General features: G+C 40.7%; 17 protein-coding genes and 2 pseudogenes. 11 read left to right on the top strand and 8 right to left on the bottom strand.

Annotated features, from left to right (window positions below; all coding sequences use genetic code 11):
* The first annotated feature begins 1 nt into the window (after position 1).
* On the top strand, positions 2-2,992 hold the full coding sequence (locus ACH32G_RS15360; RefSeq protein WP_342007450.1) for a type I restriction endonuclease subunit R: 2,991 nt from the start codon (positions 2-4) through the stop codon (positions 2,990-2,992).
* 90 nt (positions 2,993-3,082) lie between these two features.
* Positions 3,083-3,721, top strand: a complete 639-nt coding sequence (locus tag ACH32G_RS15355) for a DUF1643 domain-containing protein (protein WP_414831478.1) — start codon at positions 3,083-3,085, stop codon at positions 3,719-3,721.
* An 82-nt stretch (positions 3,722-3,803) separates the two neighbouring features.
* On the opposite strand, the pseudogene ACH32G_RS15350 reads toward ACH32G_RS15355, so the two are convergent.
* The 6 genes and pseudogenes from ACH32G_RS15350 to ACH32G_RS15325 all read right to left on the bottom strand — a co-directional run bounded on the left by ACH32G_RS15350 (position 3,804) and on the right by ACH32G_RS15325 (position 7,924).
* A pseudogene (locus tag ACH32G_RS15350) lies at positions 3,804-4,177 on the bottom strand (immunity protein YezG family protein).
* 121 nt (positions 4,178-4,298) lie between these two features.
* Entirely contained in the window at positions 4,299-4,505 is a 207-nt protein-coding gene (locus tag ACH32G_RS15345; protein ID WP_448814536.1) for a bacteriocin immunity protein, read from the bottom strand.
* Positions 4,506-4,590: 85 nt separating this feature from the next.
* A pseudogene (locus tag ACH32G_RS15340) lies at positions 4,591-5,064 on the bottom strand (immunity protein YezG family protein); the annotation flags it as partial.
* Positions 5,065-5,158: 94 nt separating this feature from the next.
* Positions 5,159-5,635, bottom strand: a complete 477-nt coding sequence (locus ACH32G_RS15335; RefSeq protein ID WP_049628042.1) for an antitoxin YezG family protein — start codon at positions 5,633-5,635, stop codon at positions 5,159-5,161.
* A 191-nt stretch (positions 5,636-5,826) separates the two neighbouring features.
* Positions 5,827-6,033 (bottom strand): bacteriocin immunity protein, encoded by a 207-nt coding sequence (locus ACH32G_RS15330; protein ID WP_014417133.1) that lies wholly within the window; start codon positions 6,031-6,033, stop codon positions 5,827-5,829.
* Positions 6,034-6,055: 22 nt separating this feature from the next.
* Complete coding sequence (locus ACH32G_RS15325) at positions 6,056-7,924, bottom strand: T7SS effector LXG polymorphic toxin (protein ID WP_448814535.1); 1,869 nt, start codon at positions 7,922-7,924, stop codon at positions 6,056-6,058.
* 299 nt (positions 7,925-8,223) lie between these two features.
* Here ACH32G_RS15325 and ACH32G_RS15320 point away from each other — a divergent pair, with 299 nt between their 5' ends.
* The 9 genes from ACH32G_RS15320 (at position 8,224) to ACH32G_RS15280 (ending at position 13,232) form a co-directional block, all read left to right on the top strand.
* Positions 8,224-8,943 (top strand): YebC/PmpR family DNA-binding transcriptional regulator, encoded by a 720-nt coding sequence (locus tag ACH32G_RS15320; protein ID WP_014469866.1) that lies wholly within the window; start codon positions 8,224-8,226, stop codon positions 8,941-8,943.
* A 179-nt stretch (positions 8,944-9,122) separates the two neighbouring features.
* Positions 9,123-9,428, top strand: coding sequence for a spore coat protein (locus tag ACH32G_RS15315; RefSeq protein WP_099743867.1), 306 nt, complete (start codon positions 9,123-9,125; stop codon positions 9,426-9,428).
* 147 nt (positions 9,429-9,575) lie between these two features.
* Positions 9,576-9,824, top strand: a complete 249-nt coding sequence (gene cotJA, locus ACH32G_RS15310) for a spore coat-associated protein CotJA (RefSeq protein ID WP_003155704.1) — start codon at positions 9,576-9,578, stop codon at positions 9,822-9,824.
* Positions 9,808-10,071, top strand: a complete 264-nt coding sequence (gene cotJB, locus ACH32G_RS15305) for a spore coat protein CotJB (protein WP_448814534.1) — start codon at positions 9,808-9,810, stop codon at positions 10,069-10,071. Before cotJA ends, cotJB begins: the two co-directional genes overlap by 17 nt.
* Before the next feature lie 14 nt (positions 10,072-10,085).
* Positions 10,086-10,655, top strand: a complete 570-nt coding sequence (gene cotJC, locus ACH32G_RS15300; RefSeq protein WP_013351314.1) for a spore coat protein CotJC — start codon at positions 10,086-10,088, stop codon at positions 10,653-10,655.
* 88 nt (positions 10,656-10,743) lie between these two features.
* Positions 10,744-11,277 (top strand): GNAT family N-acetyltransferase, encoded by a 534-nt coding sequence (locus tag ACH32G_RS15295; RefSeq protein ID WP_448814533.1) that lies wholly within the window; start codon positions 10,744-10,746, stop codon positions 11,275-11,277.
* A 30-nt stretch (positions 11,278-11,307) separates the two neighbouring features.
* Positions 11,308-11,586, top strand: coding sequence for a YesK-like family protein (locus ACH32G_RS15290; RefSeq protein ID WP_099744460.1), 279 nt, complete (start codon positions 11,308-11,310; stop codon positions 11,584-11,586).
* 104 nt (positions 11,587-11,690) lie between these two features.
* Positions 11,691-12,380, top strand: coding sequence for a YetF domain-containing protein (locus ACH32G_RS15285; protein WP_448814532.1), 690 nt, complete (start codon positions 11,691-11,693; stop codon positions 12,378-12,380).
* Between the two features lie 342 nt (positions 12,381-12,722).
* Positions 12,723-13,232, top strand: a complete 510-nt coding sequence (locus tag ACH32G_RS15280) for a MepB family protein (RefSeq protein ID WP_448814531.1) — start codon at positions 12,723-12,725, stop codon at positions 13,230-13,232.
* A 118-nt stretch (positions 13,233-13,350) separates the two neighbouring features.
* On the opposite strand, the gene hmoA is transcribed toward ACH32G_RS15280, so the two are convergent.
* Together hmoA and ACH32G_RS15270 are read right to left on the bottom strand one after the other, a co-directional pair.
* A complete protein-coding gene (gene hmoA / locus ACH32G_RS15275; RefSeq protein ID WP_047476417.1) occupies positions 13,351-13,686 on the bottom strand; it encodes a heme-degrading oxygenase HmoA in 336 nt (111 codons plus the stop codon).
* A gap of 72 nt (positions 13,687-13,758) precedes the next feature.
* Entirely contained in the window at positions 13,759-14,121 is a 363-nt protein-coding gene (locus tag ACH32G_RS15270; RefSeq protein ID WP_016936946.1) for a VOC family protein, read from the bottom strand.
* Between the last annotated feature and the right edge of the window lie 105 nt (positions 14,122-14,226).

The raw sequence follows: 14,226 nt of genomic DNA, 5'->3' as shown, positions 1-14,226 counted from the left end.
AATGGCGATCGATACTACAGAAACAGGTTTTGAGACAAATATTGAATTAGCGTTAATCACTAGTGGCTATAAAAAGCGTGTGCTAGAAGGAGAGGGAAGTGCATCTTTTAAGCAGCATGCGATTGATGTTGAGGAGCTATTTGCATTTTTAGAAGATACGCAGGAAAAGCGGATGCGTACGTTAGAGAAATCGTATGGTCCTTCTTATAAGGAAGAAGTTTTAAAACGTATTAAAGCCCAGTTGTATAAACAAGGTTTGGTCGAATGTTTGCGTAAAGGCATCAAAGACCGTGGTATAACATTGCAGCTTGCGTATAATAAGCCACCTACGGATATGAATAAAACATTAAATGAGCAGTATAGGAAAAACCGCTTTAATGTTGCTCGCCAAGTGTATTACAGTGATAAGCATAATAATAGCTTAGATATGGTCCTGTTTTTAAACGGTTTGCCGCTTGTTGTGATGGAGCTGAAAAATCCATTAACAAATCAAACAGTTGAAGATGCGATGAAGCAATTAAAGATGGACCGTGATCCACGTGAGCAGCTGTTCAAATTTAATGAGCGTGTAGCTGTCTACTTTGCAGTTGACTCAGATGAAGTATTTATGACAACAAAGCTTGATAAAGGCAAAACATACTTCCTACCCTTTAACAAAGGCAATAATGGTGGGAAAGGTAATCCGTTGACTTACGGAGATAATTATCGTACGCATTATTTATGGGAAGAAATTTTAGCCCCAGATAGCTTGCTTGACATTTTATACCGCTTCATCTTTATTAAGAAAGACGACATTAAAGATTCAAACGGTGAAACAATAGGCGAGCGTCAAATGCTCATTTTCCCCCGTTTCCATCAGCTTGATGTTGTACGTAAGTTAGAAGCAGATGCTGCACAAAAGCTTGTCGGTCATAATTATTTAATCCAGCACTCTGCGGGATCGGGTAAGACGAACTCGATTTCGTGGCTTGCACACCGTTTAGCGAAGCTACATAACGAGGACAATGAATCAATTTTTAGTAGTGTAATCGTAATTACCGATCGCCGAGTATTAGATAAGCAATTGCAAGATGCAGTATATCAGCTGGAGCATAAAGCAGGGATGGTAGAGCCGATTGATAAAGATTCAGAGCAATTAGCACGTGCCATAAATAATGAGACACGTATTATTATTACGACGCTTCAAAAGTTCCCATTCATTTTAGAGAAAGTAGCGGGCTTAGAGCGTAAAAAGTATGCGGTCATTATTGATGAGGCGCACTCATCCCAGGGTGGTAAAGCTTCAACTGCATTAACCAATGTGTTATCAGATAAAACGTTAGAAGCAGCTTATGAGGAAGATCGTATTGCGGAAGAAAACTTAGGTGATGTGGACGAAAAGATCGTTGAAGCCATCATGAAAAGTGGTAAACAAGATAACGTATCTTTCTTTGCGTTTACGGCGACACCAAAGCCAAAGACATTAGAGAAGTTCGGTACAATTGGCATAGATGGCAAGCCGGCTGCATTCCATCAATACACAATGCGCCAAGCGATTGAAGAAGGCTTTATTTTAGACGTACTTGAAAATTATACGACCTATAAAACGTTCTGGAAAATTGCAAAGACAGTTGAAGATGATCCAGAGGTATCAAAAAAACAAGCTACTAAAAAGCTAGCACAATACGTGTCACTACATCCACATAGCATCGCACAAAAAACAGAAATTATTATCGATCATTATCGCAATTTCGTACAGCGCAAAATTGGCGGCCGTGCAAAGGCAATGGTTGTTACAGCAAGCCGTTTACACGCAGTACGTTACAAAATGGCTTTCGATAAGTATATTAATGAAATGGGCTACGATGATTTAAAAACAGTAGTTGCTTTCTCCGGTACTGTGAAAGATGGTGAGATTCATTATACTGAGTCAGAAATGAATAAGTTCTCTGAAAAAGAGCTACCTGAAAAATTTAATTCTGATGAATACAAAGTGCTACTTGTTGCAGAGAAATATCAAACTGGATTTGATGAACCACTGTTGCACACAATGTATGTAGATAAGCCATTAAGCGGTATTAAGGCAGTGCAAACACTATCTCGTTTAAATCGCACATGCCCTGGTAAGGACGATACATTTGTTTTGGATTTTGTAAATGATCCAGAAGATATAAAAGCGTCTTTCCAGCCTTATTATGAATCGACAAGTCTAACAAAAATTTCTGATCCGAATATCCTTTATGATATGCAGGCCGAGCTAGAGCCATATCAAGTATTTACTGAGGAAGAGGTGCAAAAGGTAAATGAGCTTGAAGTAACGGGTGGTGTGAAGAAGTCTACGAAGGCGCAAGCCGAGTTAAATGCGCTTCTCGATAAAGGTGTGGAGCGTTTTAAAAAACTTTCGGGAGAAGAACAATTCGCATTTAAACAAGTGGCTACGAAATTTACACGTACTTATGGCTTTGTGCTACAAGTTGTAACATTTATTGATTTAGATCTACACAAGCAATATATTTACCTGACGTACTTGTTACGTAAATTGCCACGGGGTCGAGGAGATAAGGACGTTTACTTGGCGGATGATGTAGCACTTGAATACTACCGCAATCAAAAAGTATTTGAAGGCAGCATTGAGCTTGAGAAAACGGGCGGCTACGACCTAGATCCTCAGGAACATGGTGCTGGGGGGGCGGCTGAAGATGAGAAGGTTCGTTTATCGAGCGTGTTAGAAAAGTTAAATGACCGCTTTGGCACGCAATTCACAGAAACAGATTTCCTTTCTCGTGAGCAAGTTAAAGAGGATATGTTAAATGACGAAGACATTCGCCAAAAAGCAAAAAATAACACAAAAGAAAATTTTAAATTCGCCTTTGAAAAATCCTTTATGGATTTCGTTATTGACCGCATGAGCAGCAATCAAGAGTTCTTTATAAAGATTTTAGAGAACGACGAGTTTAAGGCTTATATTATGGAAGATATGATGAATGAAGTTTATGGAAAAGTGAATGGTTAGCTTTTTAGTTTGGACGGAGTTATGATTTTAATCTTTTAAGGTTAGTCTTGGCTCCGTTACTTATATTATTTACAAAAAGGAAGTTTTTTAATAACGCATTATTACGATCCTAATAAGGTAGATATTTCGTCTATTACTATTGATGATAGGCAAAATATTATACCAGGTGTAAATTTAAGATATAGCTTATCAATTCCTTTTAAAAATCGAATGGAAGGTATTACTGTAACAGTAATATTAATGAATCCATCGGAAGCTGATTCAAATATTCCAGATAGAACTGTAAATAAATTAATTGATTTTTTCTATTGTTATGCCCATGAGAAAATTCAAGTGAAAAAACTTTACGTAGGAAATGTTATACCTATCTATGCTCCAAATCCAGCAGACACCTCAACAAAATTGAAAAGTATTCACGGTGCAAATCTATTAAATCATGTTCAAAAGAATAATATTAATACAGTTAGATCAATGATAAATGTTTCAAATATAGTTGTCCTTGCATGGGGGAAACCAAATGTGGGAACTGTACACAACCTTTATTACTATTCTCAAGTATATAAAATCATAGAGGTAATTTCAAATACTGATAAAGATACTTTTGTATTTAATATGGGAAATACAAACACAATCTTAACAGAACATGGCGACCCGAGACATGCTGGACGGTCAGCAACTTTAATTGATTTAATCAAAATAGATATTAATGAATTATTGGGGTTAGTGTGAAGGAGGGGAATTCGTGGATACAATCGAAAAGATTTTAGTATCAAAAATAGCCCAGCAGAGAAGGGCTGAGCTATTAAATAGATTATACTTCTTCCGAATTGAGATAGCATTCCAAGAACTCCCTGTTTTTCTTACCGGTAGGAACCAAACCTAAGTGTTTATATTCCCAAACAACTTGACGTTGAGTACTGCTTAATTCTGATGCAATAACATCTTCATAATCATAGTCAATTCGAAATTTTCCAGTATGCTCTGCTTGAGTATAAGGTTAGTCCACACATCTGAGTTATTCGCTTTCCATTCATCCCTTAGTTCATAAAATAAATCTTGTAGCTCGATTAACAAGTCATCATAAATATTTTTTGCATTAAAGAAAAAGTATAATTTTCTAGAGTCAGCTAAAATCTCTGCGTATAGAGAAACTTTATTCCATTATGCAGGAATCAGTTCATAAATTTGTTCCGCTAGCTCTCGATATAATTTACTACTCTTTTATTTTTCAATCTCTTTTAATCTCGCGATTTTATCATCTCTATCCCATTTGAGAGTTGCTATATCAGTTTAATGGTTTGATAGACTACTCATCTTTATAGTTTAGAACAATTCTTGCGACTTGCTCCGCTGTGTAATTTTCATTGCTCCAGAATATTAAATCGCTTGGTGCCGGATGAGGTACATTTTTCTCTAATAAAGCAAGATATTCACTGACTTTCTCATCATCTAATGTTGGATTCATTACTTCCTTTACAAGAGAGATTAATTCTTCTTTTGTCAGATTATCCATTTTTATACTCCCTTTAGAGAATAATTCGTTTATGACATTTGGATATTTTCTTATTTAATACAGCATTATCATGTTCTTATAAAAATTAAATTGGATTTTCAGGATATTCATCTAAATATTTTTTTATTAATTTTTGTAATGATGGATCCTTAGGTTCTTCCCCTAAATATTTAAATTTCCAGATGATAAGCTGATCACTGAAACTATAATCTGTCTTAAACCAATCTGTATAATCAAAGTTGACAGTTAATTTTCCTGATCTTTCTAGGCTAAGAGTGAAAGAATAAAATAATTCTTGGTCATGATCTTTGAAAACATCTCTCATTTTGCTTAGTTTAAATAATTCCATCTCATACTGATTGAATTCATTTTCGTCAATATCAAATTCAAACGGAATTTCAAGACTGTACTTAAAATGATTAGGTTCATTTTGAGAATTGTAAAAAAAGTAAGTGCCTCCGCCTGTCTCTGAAATCTGAGCATAGAACAAAAATTTCTCCCATGGTTCTGGTATCATTTGGTTAACGGTTTCAGCTATGCTTCTATATAATGCATTTAATTAATTTTCCAACAAGAATCAGCCTCCAGCATTATAATTGGTAATTTATAAGGATCATTTATATCAAAAAACCCCCAAATAAAGGAGGGGGTTTTTAATTTTGAGAATTTAGGTACTGCTCTAAAAAGGATTTTAAAGGTTTACTCTTAGGATAAATTCCTACATTTTTATAAGTCCAGATTGTTTGTCTTTGAGAGAGGGTATATGGAGATTGAATAACGTCTTCATAATTATAATCTATCGAAAATTCTCCGCTTATCCCCAGATTAAGTGTTAGATTAGTCCATATATCTTGATTGTTTTCTTTAAATTCATCTCGTAATTCCTCGAATAAGTCATGCAAGTCAAATAGTAGCTCCTCATAAATCAACTCACTGACATGATAGTGTTCAGGGATATTATGAGAATATATAAAATCTTCACTATGTGGAGTATTGAAATAAAAGAAAACCTCAGATGAATCGTCGAGAATTTCAGCATAAAGAATAACTTTTTTCCATTCTGCTGGAATCATTTCATTAATTTGTTCTGCTATTTTTTGATATAATAAATCCATTTTTTGAGTCTCCATAAAATCATCTCCAGAAACAAAAATAGCCCAGTAGAGAAGAGCTATTTTTGTTTTGTAGATTCCAATACCAATAGACGGTGGGGGTACTGCCCATTGGTGTAAATTATATGAGAACTTTAAAATTTCACCCTTAGAGTCCTAATTGGACAAAACATCTTGATTGTTATTGAAGGTTACGGGCTATAGTGGGATTACTCTTCTTTATAGTTTAGAGCAATCTCCACAATTTGCTCAGCTGTGTATTCTTCATCGCTCCAAAAAATTAAATCACTTGGTGCAGGATGAGGGACATTTTCTTCTAATAAATCGATGTATTTACCAATTACCTCATCTTCTAATTCAGGATTCATAATTTTTTTCACCAATGAGACTAATTCTTCTTTTGACATTTTATTCAAGGATAATTCTTCCTTTCTACATTTAATTTTTACTTCCTTTTTTTCCGAAATGATAAGCCGGATCTAGTATCTCTTGATGCATTTTGGGAGAAGTAATAATTAGGTTATCTAAATTATACACATCCCCACCTTTATCAATAGGTTGTTTATGGTGTAAAATATATGACTTATGTTTACCGTAATGCTCTTTTTTAGGCGCGATAGGGGAATTCCCGTTTTTCATTCTTGCTATGTTATTTTTATTAAATTCATTTGCATATTCAGTGTTTGCTATTGATTTCCAGAATTCTTTTCTGAACTCATCAAATGATTTGAACTCCTTCCCAAGGAGCTGTTTACGTACTTCTTGAGGTATAACCCCTAATTTACCATTATTGTACATTAGTCTTTCTTGAAGCTGAAGCCCTCTGCTTGGAATTGCTTTACCAGTTGCAACACCTGGAATGTTTCTTTTGGTGAACAGAATGCTGGATTCTTTAGTTTCTTCTATAATTTTCTTTAACAAAGGAGTATTCTTCACATTGTGAGTATTTTCAATATCCTGTGCTATTCCGGCAAGCGCGGGTTCATACTTATTTTTCGAAACGGAATTGATATAATCCTTTCCTTTTTCAATCCCGGTTTTTACATGTTTTGCAGCCGCTTTTTCTCCGGCTTCCAAGACGTTATCCACTTTGGCGGCGCCTGTTTTCGCGAGCTTGCTTGTTACTTTTACAGCTGAGCCGGAACCTTTTAGTCCGACGATACTCCCGATGGCGTAGGTGATGTAGTGTGATCTTGAATACGCATCCCCGTTAACCATTTTATCATTCCATGAATCCGCCAGGTTTGTCCATATGATTTTTGCGTAGGAGGGTGTGTTCAATACAGCCGATATGGTTTTAGCGACTTTTTGTTCATCAGAGAGATGGTAAAAATCCCATGCGCCGACAGCCAGGTCTTTGACGCCTGTTATGGTGTCTTTCCCGACATCATAAATGCCGACGCCTATTCCTTTGACGATATCCCAAGCCGTTTCGCCGACTTCTTCCAGCTGTTTTGCTTGTTCAAGCTGCATCACATATTGCACCTGAGCGGGTTCAAGGTTTTCATAGCCGATTTTCTTCGCGATTTCCAAATGCTCATCCGGATCGGTGACACCATCTGCCAGCTTTTTCTTCAGATCCTTGATTTCCCGCTCTTTCGCCTCTTCCTTTTTAATCGTCAAATAAGTATCTGAATGTCTTGCAATCTCGCCTTTTTTCTTATGGATGTCGCTTTCTCGGTATGCCTTGGCGTTGTAGTGAAGCGGCGTGGCGCTTTTTCCTTTGCCTGTGGCGTTTTGGAGCTGCTGGAAGTCGGCTTGAATGAACTGTTCGTTCGCTTCGGTTTCTGCGTATTCTTTCGTTAGATCGTGATCAAGTTTGCCGAGTTTATGTATCGTTTCGCTTCTTTTTTTGTCAGTTGAAGAGAGCTTCTGATCCGTGTTTTCGGTTGAAAACAGATCAAGCGAGATGATGTCTTCGATCTCTCCGAGGATGGAGCGCATGTCTTTTTTCTGCTCCTTCATAATCGCCTTTGATTTACTGAGGGCGTGGGTGAGTTCGTGCTCCAGAAATGATTCTTCTACATGTGAATTGGAAAGTCCGGCATCTTCGACCTTGCCGGGAAGGCTTGTGAGAAATGCGATTTTCATATCGATCAGATCAAGCCAACTGTTTGTGACGCCGGCGTGGTCCTCGAAAAAAGCTTTAATGTTGTCTGCGCCCCGGCCGGAGAAATCATTGTCACCAAGATCAGCCATGCCTTGAAACGCTTTTTTCAGATTGACCATCTGACCGCGCAGTTTTTTATATTCACCCGCGCGCTGTTTGGCAGCGGCAAGCAGGCTGTTTGCTTCGAAAACTTTCATGACCATATCCTTTCTTTTGTTCGATATCAAAATTTTACCACGCGAATCGGGATATACAGTGTAGGAAATAGGTAATAAGAATAAAATGAATCTTTCGGCTTGCGACTTCCTTCCTGTATGAAGGGAGGCTTTTTATGTTCTGTACAATAACCCTCAAATTCGGCTTAGTGCGCCGCGGTGATTTTAAGCATGCCTGTTTTTTCTAATGTCTTACACTCGAAACAACCCAATCGCTGAGGTATAATAGAAACAGAGTATTTAATCATACAGATTCAATTCGTGAAAGAGAGTGGAACAAAATGGGCCGTAAGTGGAACAATATTAAAGAAAAGAAAGCATCAAAGGACGCAAATACGAGCCGGATTTACGCGAAGTTCGGCCGTGAGATTTATGTGGCGGCAAAACAGGGCGAGCCTGATCCGGAATCGAACCAGGCGTTAAAAGTGGTGCTTGAGCGCGCGAAGACGTACAGTGTGCCGAAAAACATTATTGAGCGTGCGATTGAAAAGGCGAAAGGCGGCGCGGAGGAGAACTTTGACGAGCTGCGTTACGAAGGTTTCGGGCCGAACGGTTCAATGATCATCGTGGATGCGTTAACGAATAATGTAAACCGCACGGCGCCTGAAGTTCGTGCCGCATTCGGGAAAAACGGAGGAAATATGGGTGTGAGCGGGTCTGTCGCTTACATGTTCGATGCGACTGCCGTTATCGGCGTTGAAGGCAAGACGGCGGATGAAGCGCTGGAATTGCTGATGGAAGCTGACGTGGACGTGCGCGATATCTTAGAAGAGGATGACAGTGTTATCGTGTATGCTGAGCCTGATCAATTCCATGCCGTACAAGAGGCATTCAAAAATGCCGGTGTTGAAGAGTTCACAGTTGCGGAGCTGACGATGCTTGCGCAAAATGAAATCGAGCTTCCCGAAGATGCGAAAGCTCAATTTGAAAAGCTGATCGATGTGCTGGAAGATTTGGAAGACGTACAGCAGGTTTATCACAATGTAGATTTAGGCGAATAAAGACAAAAAGGCCGGGGCGGCATAAGTTCCGGCCTTTTTATTTTGCTTATGCGGCCGGCCTGTATCGTATTTCTCCGTAAGCAATTATTGATTATTTCGCCAAAACTGGGCGGATGCCCATACGTTTCCTTCCGCATGTCATAAACTGGACTGTAACCTATGTGAAGGAGCGATAAATCATGGATGAAAGAAGACCGATTTACGGCGGCGGCTTTGGCGGCGGCTATGGAGGGTTTGGAGGCTACGGCGGCTACCCGGGATACGGTTTTGGCGGCTACGGAGGCTACGGCGGCTTCGGAGGATATCCGGGATACGGTTTCGGCGGAGGCTACGGCTACCCGGGATACGGTTTTGGCGGTTACGGCGGCTATGGCGGCTATGGAGGGTTTGGAGGCTACCCGGGATACGGTTTTGGCGGCTATGGCGGAGGCTACGGCGGCTACCCGTTCCATCATCATCATCATCGGGACAGTCAATATATCTGACCATTCGGGAAAAAGCACTCTTGGACAGCAAGAGTGTTTTTTTGTGACCGTTTCTAAGCGCCGGGCTTTTTTCATTTCTTGCGGGGCATAAATGCCGTTACGGGTTCATACCTATTAAGGTCATGTGTTTAGGAAAGGAGGATCGTAATGAAAGAAAATCAGCCGTTTACACCGGTTAAATCTTATAAGCCCTTCCACAGCCGGTTTGATCCCTGCCCGCCGATCGGGAGAAAATACTACAGAACGCCGCCGCATCTTTATATGCGGTTTCAGCCGTATCACTTGGAGCAGTTTTCTCCGATGGAGGCATTGAGAAAAGGGACCCTTTGGAAGGATCTTTACGATTTCTATGATAATCCTTATCGGGGGGGAATCGAATATGGCGAAAAAGATTGATGATGAATACTATCGGCTGCTGGAGCAAATCCAGGCGGCGGACTTTGTCTTGGTGGAGCTGACGCTTTATCTGGATACGCATCCCCATGACCGTCTCGCGCTTCAGCAGTTTCATGAATATTCCCGGTACTCAAGGCAGCTGAGAAAACGGTTTGAACCTGAGTACGGACCGCTTCTGCAATTTGGCGTGAGTCAGGTTGGCTCGCAGTGGGATTGGGGCCGCGGTCCTTGGCCGTGGCAAGTATAAGGAGGGATCTGTAAATGTGGGTATATGAAAAAAAGCTGCAGTATCCGGTTAAAGTGAGCACATGCAACCCGATGCTGGCTAAGTTTTTGATTGAACAATACGGCGGGGCTGACGGCGAATTAGCCGCCGCGCTCCGGTATTTAAACCAGCGCTACACGATTCCTGATAAGGTGATCGGCCTGCTGACAGATATCGGCACGGAGGAGTTTGCCCATTTGGAAATGATTGCGACGATGATTTATAAGCTGACAAAAGATGCGACCCCGCAGCAGCTGCGTGATGCAGGGCTCAGCGACCATTACGTCAACCATGACAGCGCGCTGTTTTATCATAATGCGGCCGGAGTTCCGTTCACGGCGTCTTACATACAGGCAAAGGGAGACCCGATCGCTGATTTATATGAAGATATCGCTGCTGAAGAGAAGGCGAGAGCGACGTATCAATGGATTATTGATATTTCCGATGATCCTGACCTGAATGATTCACTCCGTTTTCTGCGTGAGCGTGAAATCGTTCACTCCATGCGTTTCAGGGAAGCGGTTGAGATTTTAAAAGAAGAACGTGATAAGAAGAAAATTTTTTAAACGGCCCTCAAACATGACGGCTGTTTTTTTCCTTTCTGCGTTTGGTCTATAATGAAGGTGTCGAATATTCTGATTACGGGAGGATTTTATGACACCATTTACGATTACGGAAGAGACGGCGGGAGCCTTCCGGGTCACCCTTGCCCGGAAGGATGATACAAAAGAGGTTATGGAGCTGCTCGTGTCAGCGGCGGAATGGCTTCGGGATAAAGGGTCAAACCAGTGGAGCGGGCTTTTGCAAGGAGAAGATACCCACAATATGCGGGAGGCAATCGCCAAAGGACATGTTTTTCTATTCAGGCAGAAAGCTGAGCTGGCCGGTGTCGTCATGCTGCTCCCCGAAGCAAGCGAGTGGGACAGACGTCTATGGGGCAATGAGGGACATGGAGAATCCGTATATCTGCATCGGCTAGCGATTAACAGGCGGTATGCAGGCGCGGGACTCGGCCGGACGATCATGACTTGGGCGGAGACGGGGGTGTCTTGTCCGGGAAAAACAAAAATCCGGCTCGATTGCGTGTCTGATAACAAGGCGCTTCAGTCGTTTTACAGCGGGATGGGATACGAATCAAAAGGATTTGCATCAGGTTATCATTTGTTTGAAAAAGAGATGAGCAAATAAAAAGCTCCTCATGACGGAGGTGCAAGAGACATGGGATATTTTTATCTGATCTGTCTGGCCGCGTTTTGTCTTAATTTTGCCGTATCGGCTGTTCTCCGTAAAAAATGGCCGAAAAAGATGTGGCCTGAATGCCTTTTGGCGGTACTGGGCCTTGCTGCATTCGGTACGGTTGTTTACAGCATTTTCGGTATCGGCGGCTGGGAAGGGATGGGCCTGGGCCTTGCTGCGATGTTTGCAGGTTTCGGAGCGGCCGTCGGTTATGTCGCTGAGACGTGCGTTCGGGTCGTGAAATCGAATCAAAAACATTAAACTGAGAAACGCGGCTTCGGCTGCGTTTTTTGTGTTTTCGGCCGCTGTATAGAAAACAGGCGGATGTCCATAATGGTAATGACTTTTAAGAAGAAGGTGCAGATATGGGACATTTATTTACAGTGGCTTGGGAATTAGTATGCGGTTTGGGTATTTTATTTGTGATTTTAAAATTGCTCGGAAAAACTCAATTCTCACAGATTACGCCATTTGATTTTATTTCGGCGCTTATCCTCGGCGAATTGGTCGGAAATGCGGTGTATGATAAAGGCGTCAGGATCGTTGAAATCATTTTTGCTTCTCTGTTATGGGGGATTTTAATCTATTTCATCGAACTGATTACGCAGAAAGTGAAAAGCTCCAGAAAGCTGTTGGAAGGCGAGCCGAACATTATCATCCATAAAGGAAAACTGAAATATGATGTGCTGAAAAAGAATAAATTGGACATTAATCAGCTGCAGAGCCTTCTCAGACAGGCGAACTGCTTTTCCATACAGGAAGCGGAATATGCGATTTTAGAAACAAACGGGATGGTCAGCGTCCTGCCGAAATTTCCGTACGACACGACGAAAAACGGCGACATGCAAATAAAACCGAAGCAGGTCTCTTTACCGGTCACACTGATTATTGACGGTGAAGTGCTGTATGAAAATCTGAAAGAAGCCGGGGTGGAAGAAGAACAGCTGATGCAAGACCTGAAAAAGCAAAACATCAAAAAAACGGAGGACGTGTTGTATGCGGAATGGAAGCCCGATAAACCGCTGTTTGTCCTGCCGTATGAGGAGAAAAAATAAAAAGAGCTTTGCCCTGGGGCAAACGCTCTTTATTATTTTAGCTCAGTTAAATATTTAATACATATCCGGTATACGTTATAATAAGAACAAACATTCGCAGGGATTCAAAATGAGCAAAACGTTTAGCCATTTATTAAAACATATAGATTAAGAAAGAGTGTTTAATCGATAAAAAGCTATGTTGAACCTTCCTTAACTGCGGAATTGGCTACGCTTTTTTATTAGAGACACAACGGTATTATCAGTCCTTAAACAAATGGATTTTGAGCAATTTGACGGTATTTTCTGTTTATGCAAGAAGGCAATGGATTACGCAGTATGAAAAATAAGGAGTACAAAGCAGTGAATGAATTTTATAAGGCGTTATCATATGTAAATAAAATTTTTTATGAACCCAATCACCTAACTATAAACGCTATTCGAGAAGAAGCTCAAAATTCAGGCTATGGGGCTGGGGTGTTTCAACTAAATTCAAAATCAGTTCGATTTAGAGTCGCAAAAATAACACCTAACAAGATAGGACAGTTTGTTGCTTTTTGGGAAAAAGATGGAGAGAATAAAAACCAAGCCTTTTCATATGAAAAGGCTGCTGATTTATTGGTTATCAATACTTTTACCAGTAATAATCATTTTGGACAATTCGTTATTCCAAAGGAAGTCCTTGTAAAACGTAATATCCTTAAAACAGACACTGCAAAAGGAAAAATGGCAATTAGAGTTTACCCTAGTTGGGAAAATCCCACTAGCAAACAAGCTATCGAAACACAAAAATGGCAGTCTGCATATTTTGTGGGGATGAACAATAAAGATAGTTTTCCAGTACAAGAGCTGTTGAAGCTATATTCTAACTAAAGTTGGATAGCCCTGAGCCGGCTGGTTGTGAAGTTTAACACTTCAACTAATAGGTGTGTGAGTGGAAGAAGAACGGGGAACCTCAACAAATGAAGTTCCCCTAATTTTTATACAGAAATCAATCTTTAGTTTTTCCGTGTACGCCTGTTTTAACGGCTTTGACATGATACATACCGACGTCCGTCCCAAGCATGTAATCAGGTTTCGGCTTGCCTTGGTTTGCTTTGTGGGCCGCGATGTGATCTTCGCTTTTTTCCCATTGCTTCCAATGGTCTTCTGACTCCCAGCGGATTAACACGACGACTTCTTCATCGCCGCGGCGGACTTTTTTCTCCAGGACTGTTACATCAATCAAGCCTTCCTGCTTTTCGATCACGCCTTCTGAGCTGAAGCGTTCGATCACTTTATCGGCATGTCCTTCTTTTACGGTCATTTTTCTGATTTGCACGAACATTGGCATCTCTCCAATCATTTTCAAGCTTTATTTTAAATGAAAATGATTCTCAAAGTCAATTGGGATGACTGATTACGATTTGAGGAGAAAGACATGGCCTTCCTCGTCTTTAAATTGCACGAAGCTGCCCCACTCCATTTGTTTCGGTTCATCTATAAATGTGACGCCGTTTTTTTTCATCTGTTCGTACGCGGCAAAGACATCTTCGCATTCAAATACGATTGAAGCTTTCATATGCTCGGCCCCTTTCATCATCGCTTTCGGATAGATAACCAAATGAGTCTCGGCTCCTTTTGGCGCTACTTCAAGCCAGAAGGCATTCGGGCCCATCGGATGTTCGGCGACGGTTTCAAATCCCGCTTTTTCCGTCCAGAATGTTTTCGCTTTTTGCTGATCATCAGTGTATACGGCGACTGTCGCGATTTTTTTGATCATCTTACTGACCTCCTGTTTCATTTCTTTTATAGTGTGTCCTGCAGGCGAAAAAAGCAACCGAAAGCTTTAATGTGCCGGCTTTTTTTTATTTCTCTAGTACGATCG

Source organism: Bacillus sp. CIS52 (genome assembly GCF_053545315.1).
This window is presented reverse-complemented; position numbering and strand designations above follow the sequence as displayed.

Coding starts and splice junctions, on each gene's coding strand:
- ACH32G_RS15360 (WP_342007450.1), top strand. CDS start 2: ATGGCGATCGATACTACAGAAACAGGTTTTGAGACAAATATTGAATTA.
- ACH32G_RS15345 (WP_448814536.1), bottom strand. CDS start 4,505: ATGGATAATCTGACAAAAGAAGAATTAATCTCTCTTGTAAAGGAAGTA.
- ACH32G_RS15335 (WP_049628042.1), bottom strand. CDS start 5,635: ATGGAGACTCAAAAAATGGATTTATTATATCAAAAAATAGCAGAACAA.
- ACH32G_RS15325 (WP_448814535.1), bottom strand. CDS start 7,924: ATGAAAGTTTTCGAAGCAAACAGCCTGCTTGCCGCTGCCAAACAGCGC.
- ACH32G_RS15320 (WP_014469866.1), top strand. CDS start 8,224: ATGGGCCGTAAGTGGAACAATATTAAAGAAAAGAAAGCATCAAAGGAC.
- ACH32G_RS15315 (WP_099743867.1), top strand. CDS start 9,123: ATGGATGAAAGAAGACCGATTTACGGCGGCGGCTTTGGCGGCGGCTAT.
- cotJA (WP_003155704.1), top strand. CDS start 9,576: ATGAAAGAAAATCAGCCGTTTACACCGGTTAAATCTTATAAGCCCTTC.
- cotJB (WP_448814534.1), top strand. CDS start 9,808: ATGGCGAAAAAGATTGATGATGAATACTATCGGCTGCTGGAGCAAATC.
- cotJC (WP_013351314.1), top strand. CDS start 10,086: ATGTGGGTATATGAAAAAAAGCTGCAGTATCCGGTTAAAGTGAGCACA.
- ACH32G_RS15295 (WP_448814533.1), top strand. CDS start 10,744: ATGACACCATTTACGATTACGGAAGAGACGGCGGGAGCCTTCCGGGTC.
- ACH32G_RS15290 (WP_099744460.1), top strand. CDS start 11,308: ATGGGATATTTTTATCTGATCTGTCTGGCCGCGTTTTGTCTTAATTTT.
- ACH32G_RS15285 (WP_448814532.1), top strand. CDS start 11,691: ATGGGACATTTATTTACAGTGGCTTGGGAATTAGTATGCGGTTTGGGT.
- hmoA (WP_047476417.1), bottom strand. CDS start 13,686: ATGTTCGTGCAAATCAGAAAAATGACCGTAAAAGAAGGACATGCCGAT.
- ACH32G_RS15270 (WP_016936946.1), bottom strand. CDS start 14,121: ATGATCAAAAAAATCGCGACAGTCGCCGTATACACTGATGATCAGCAA.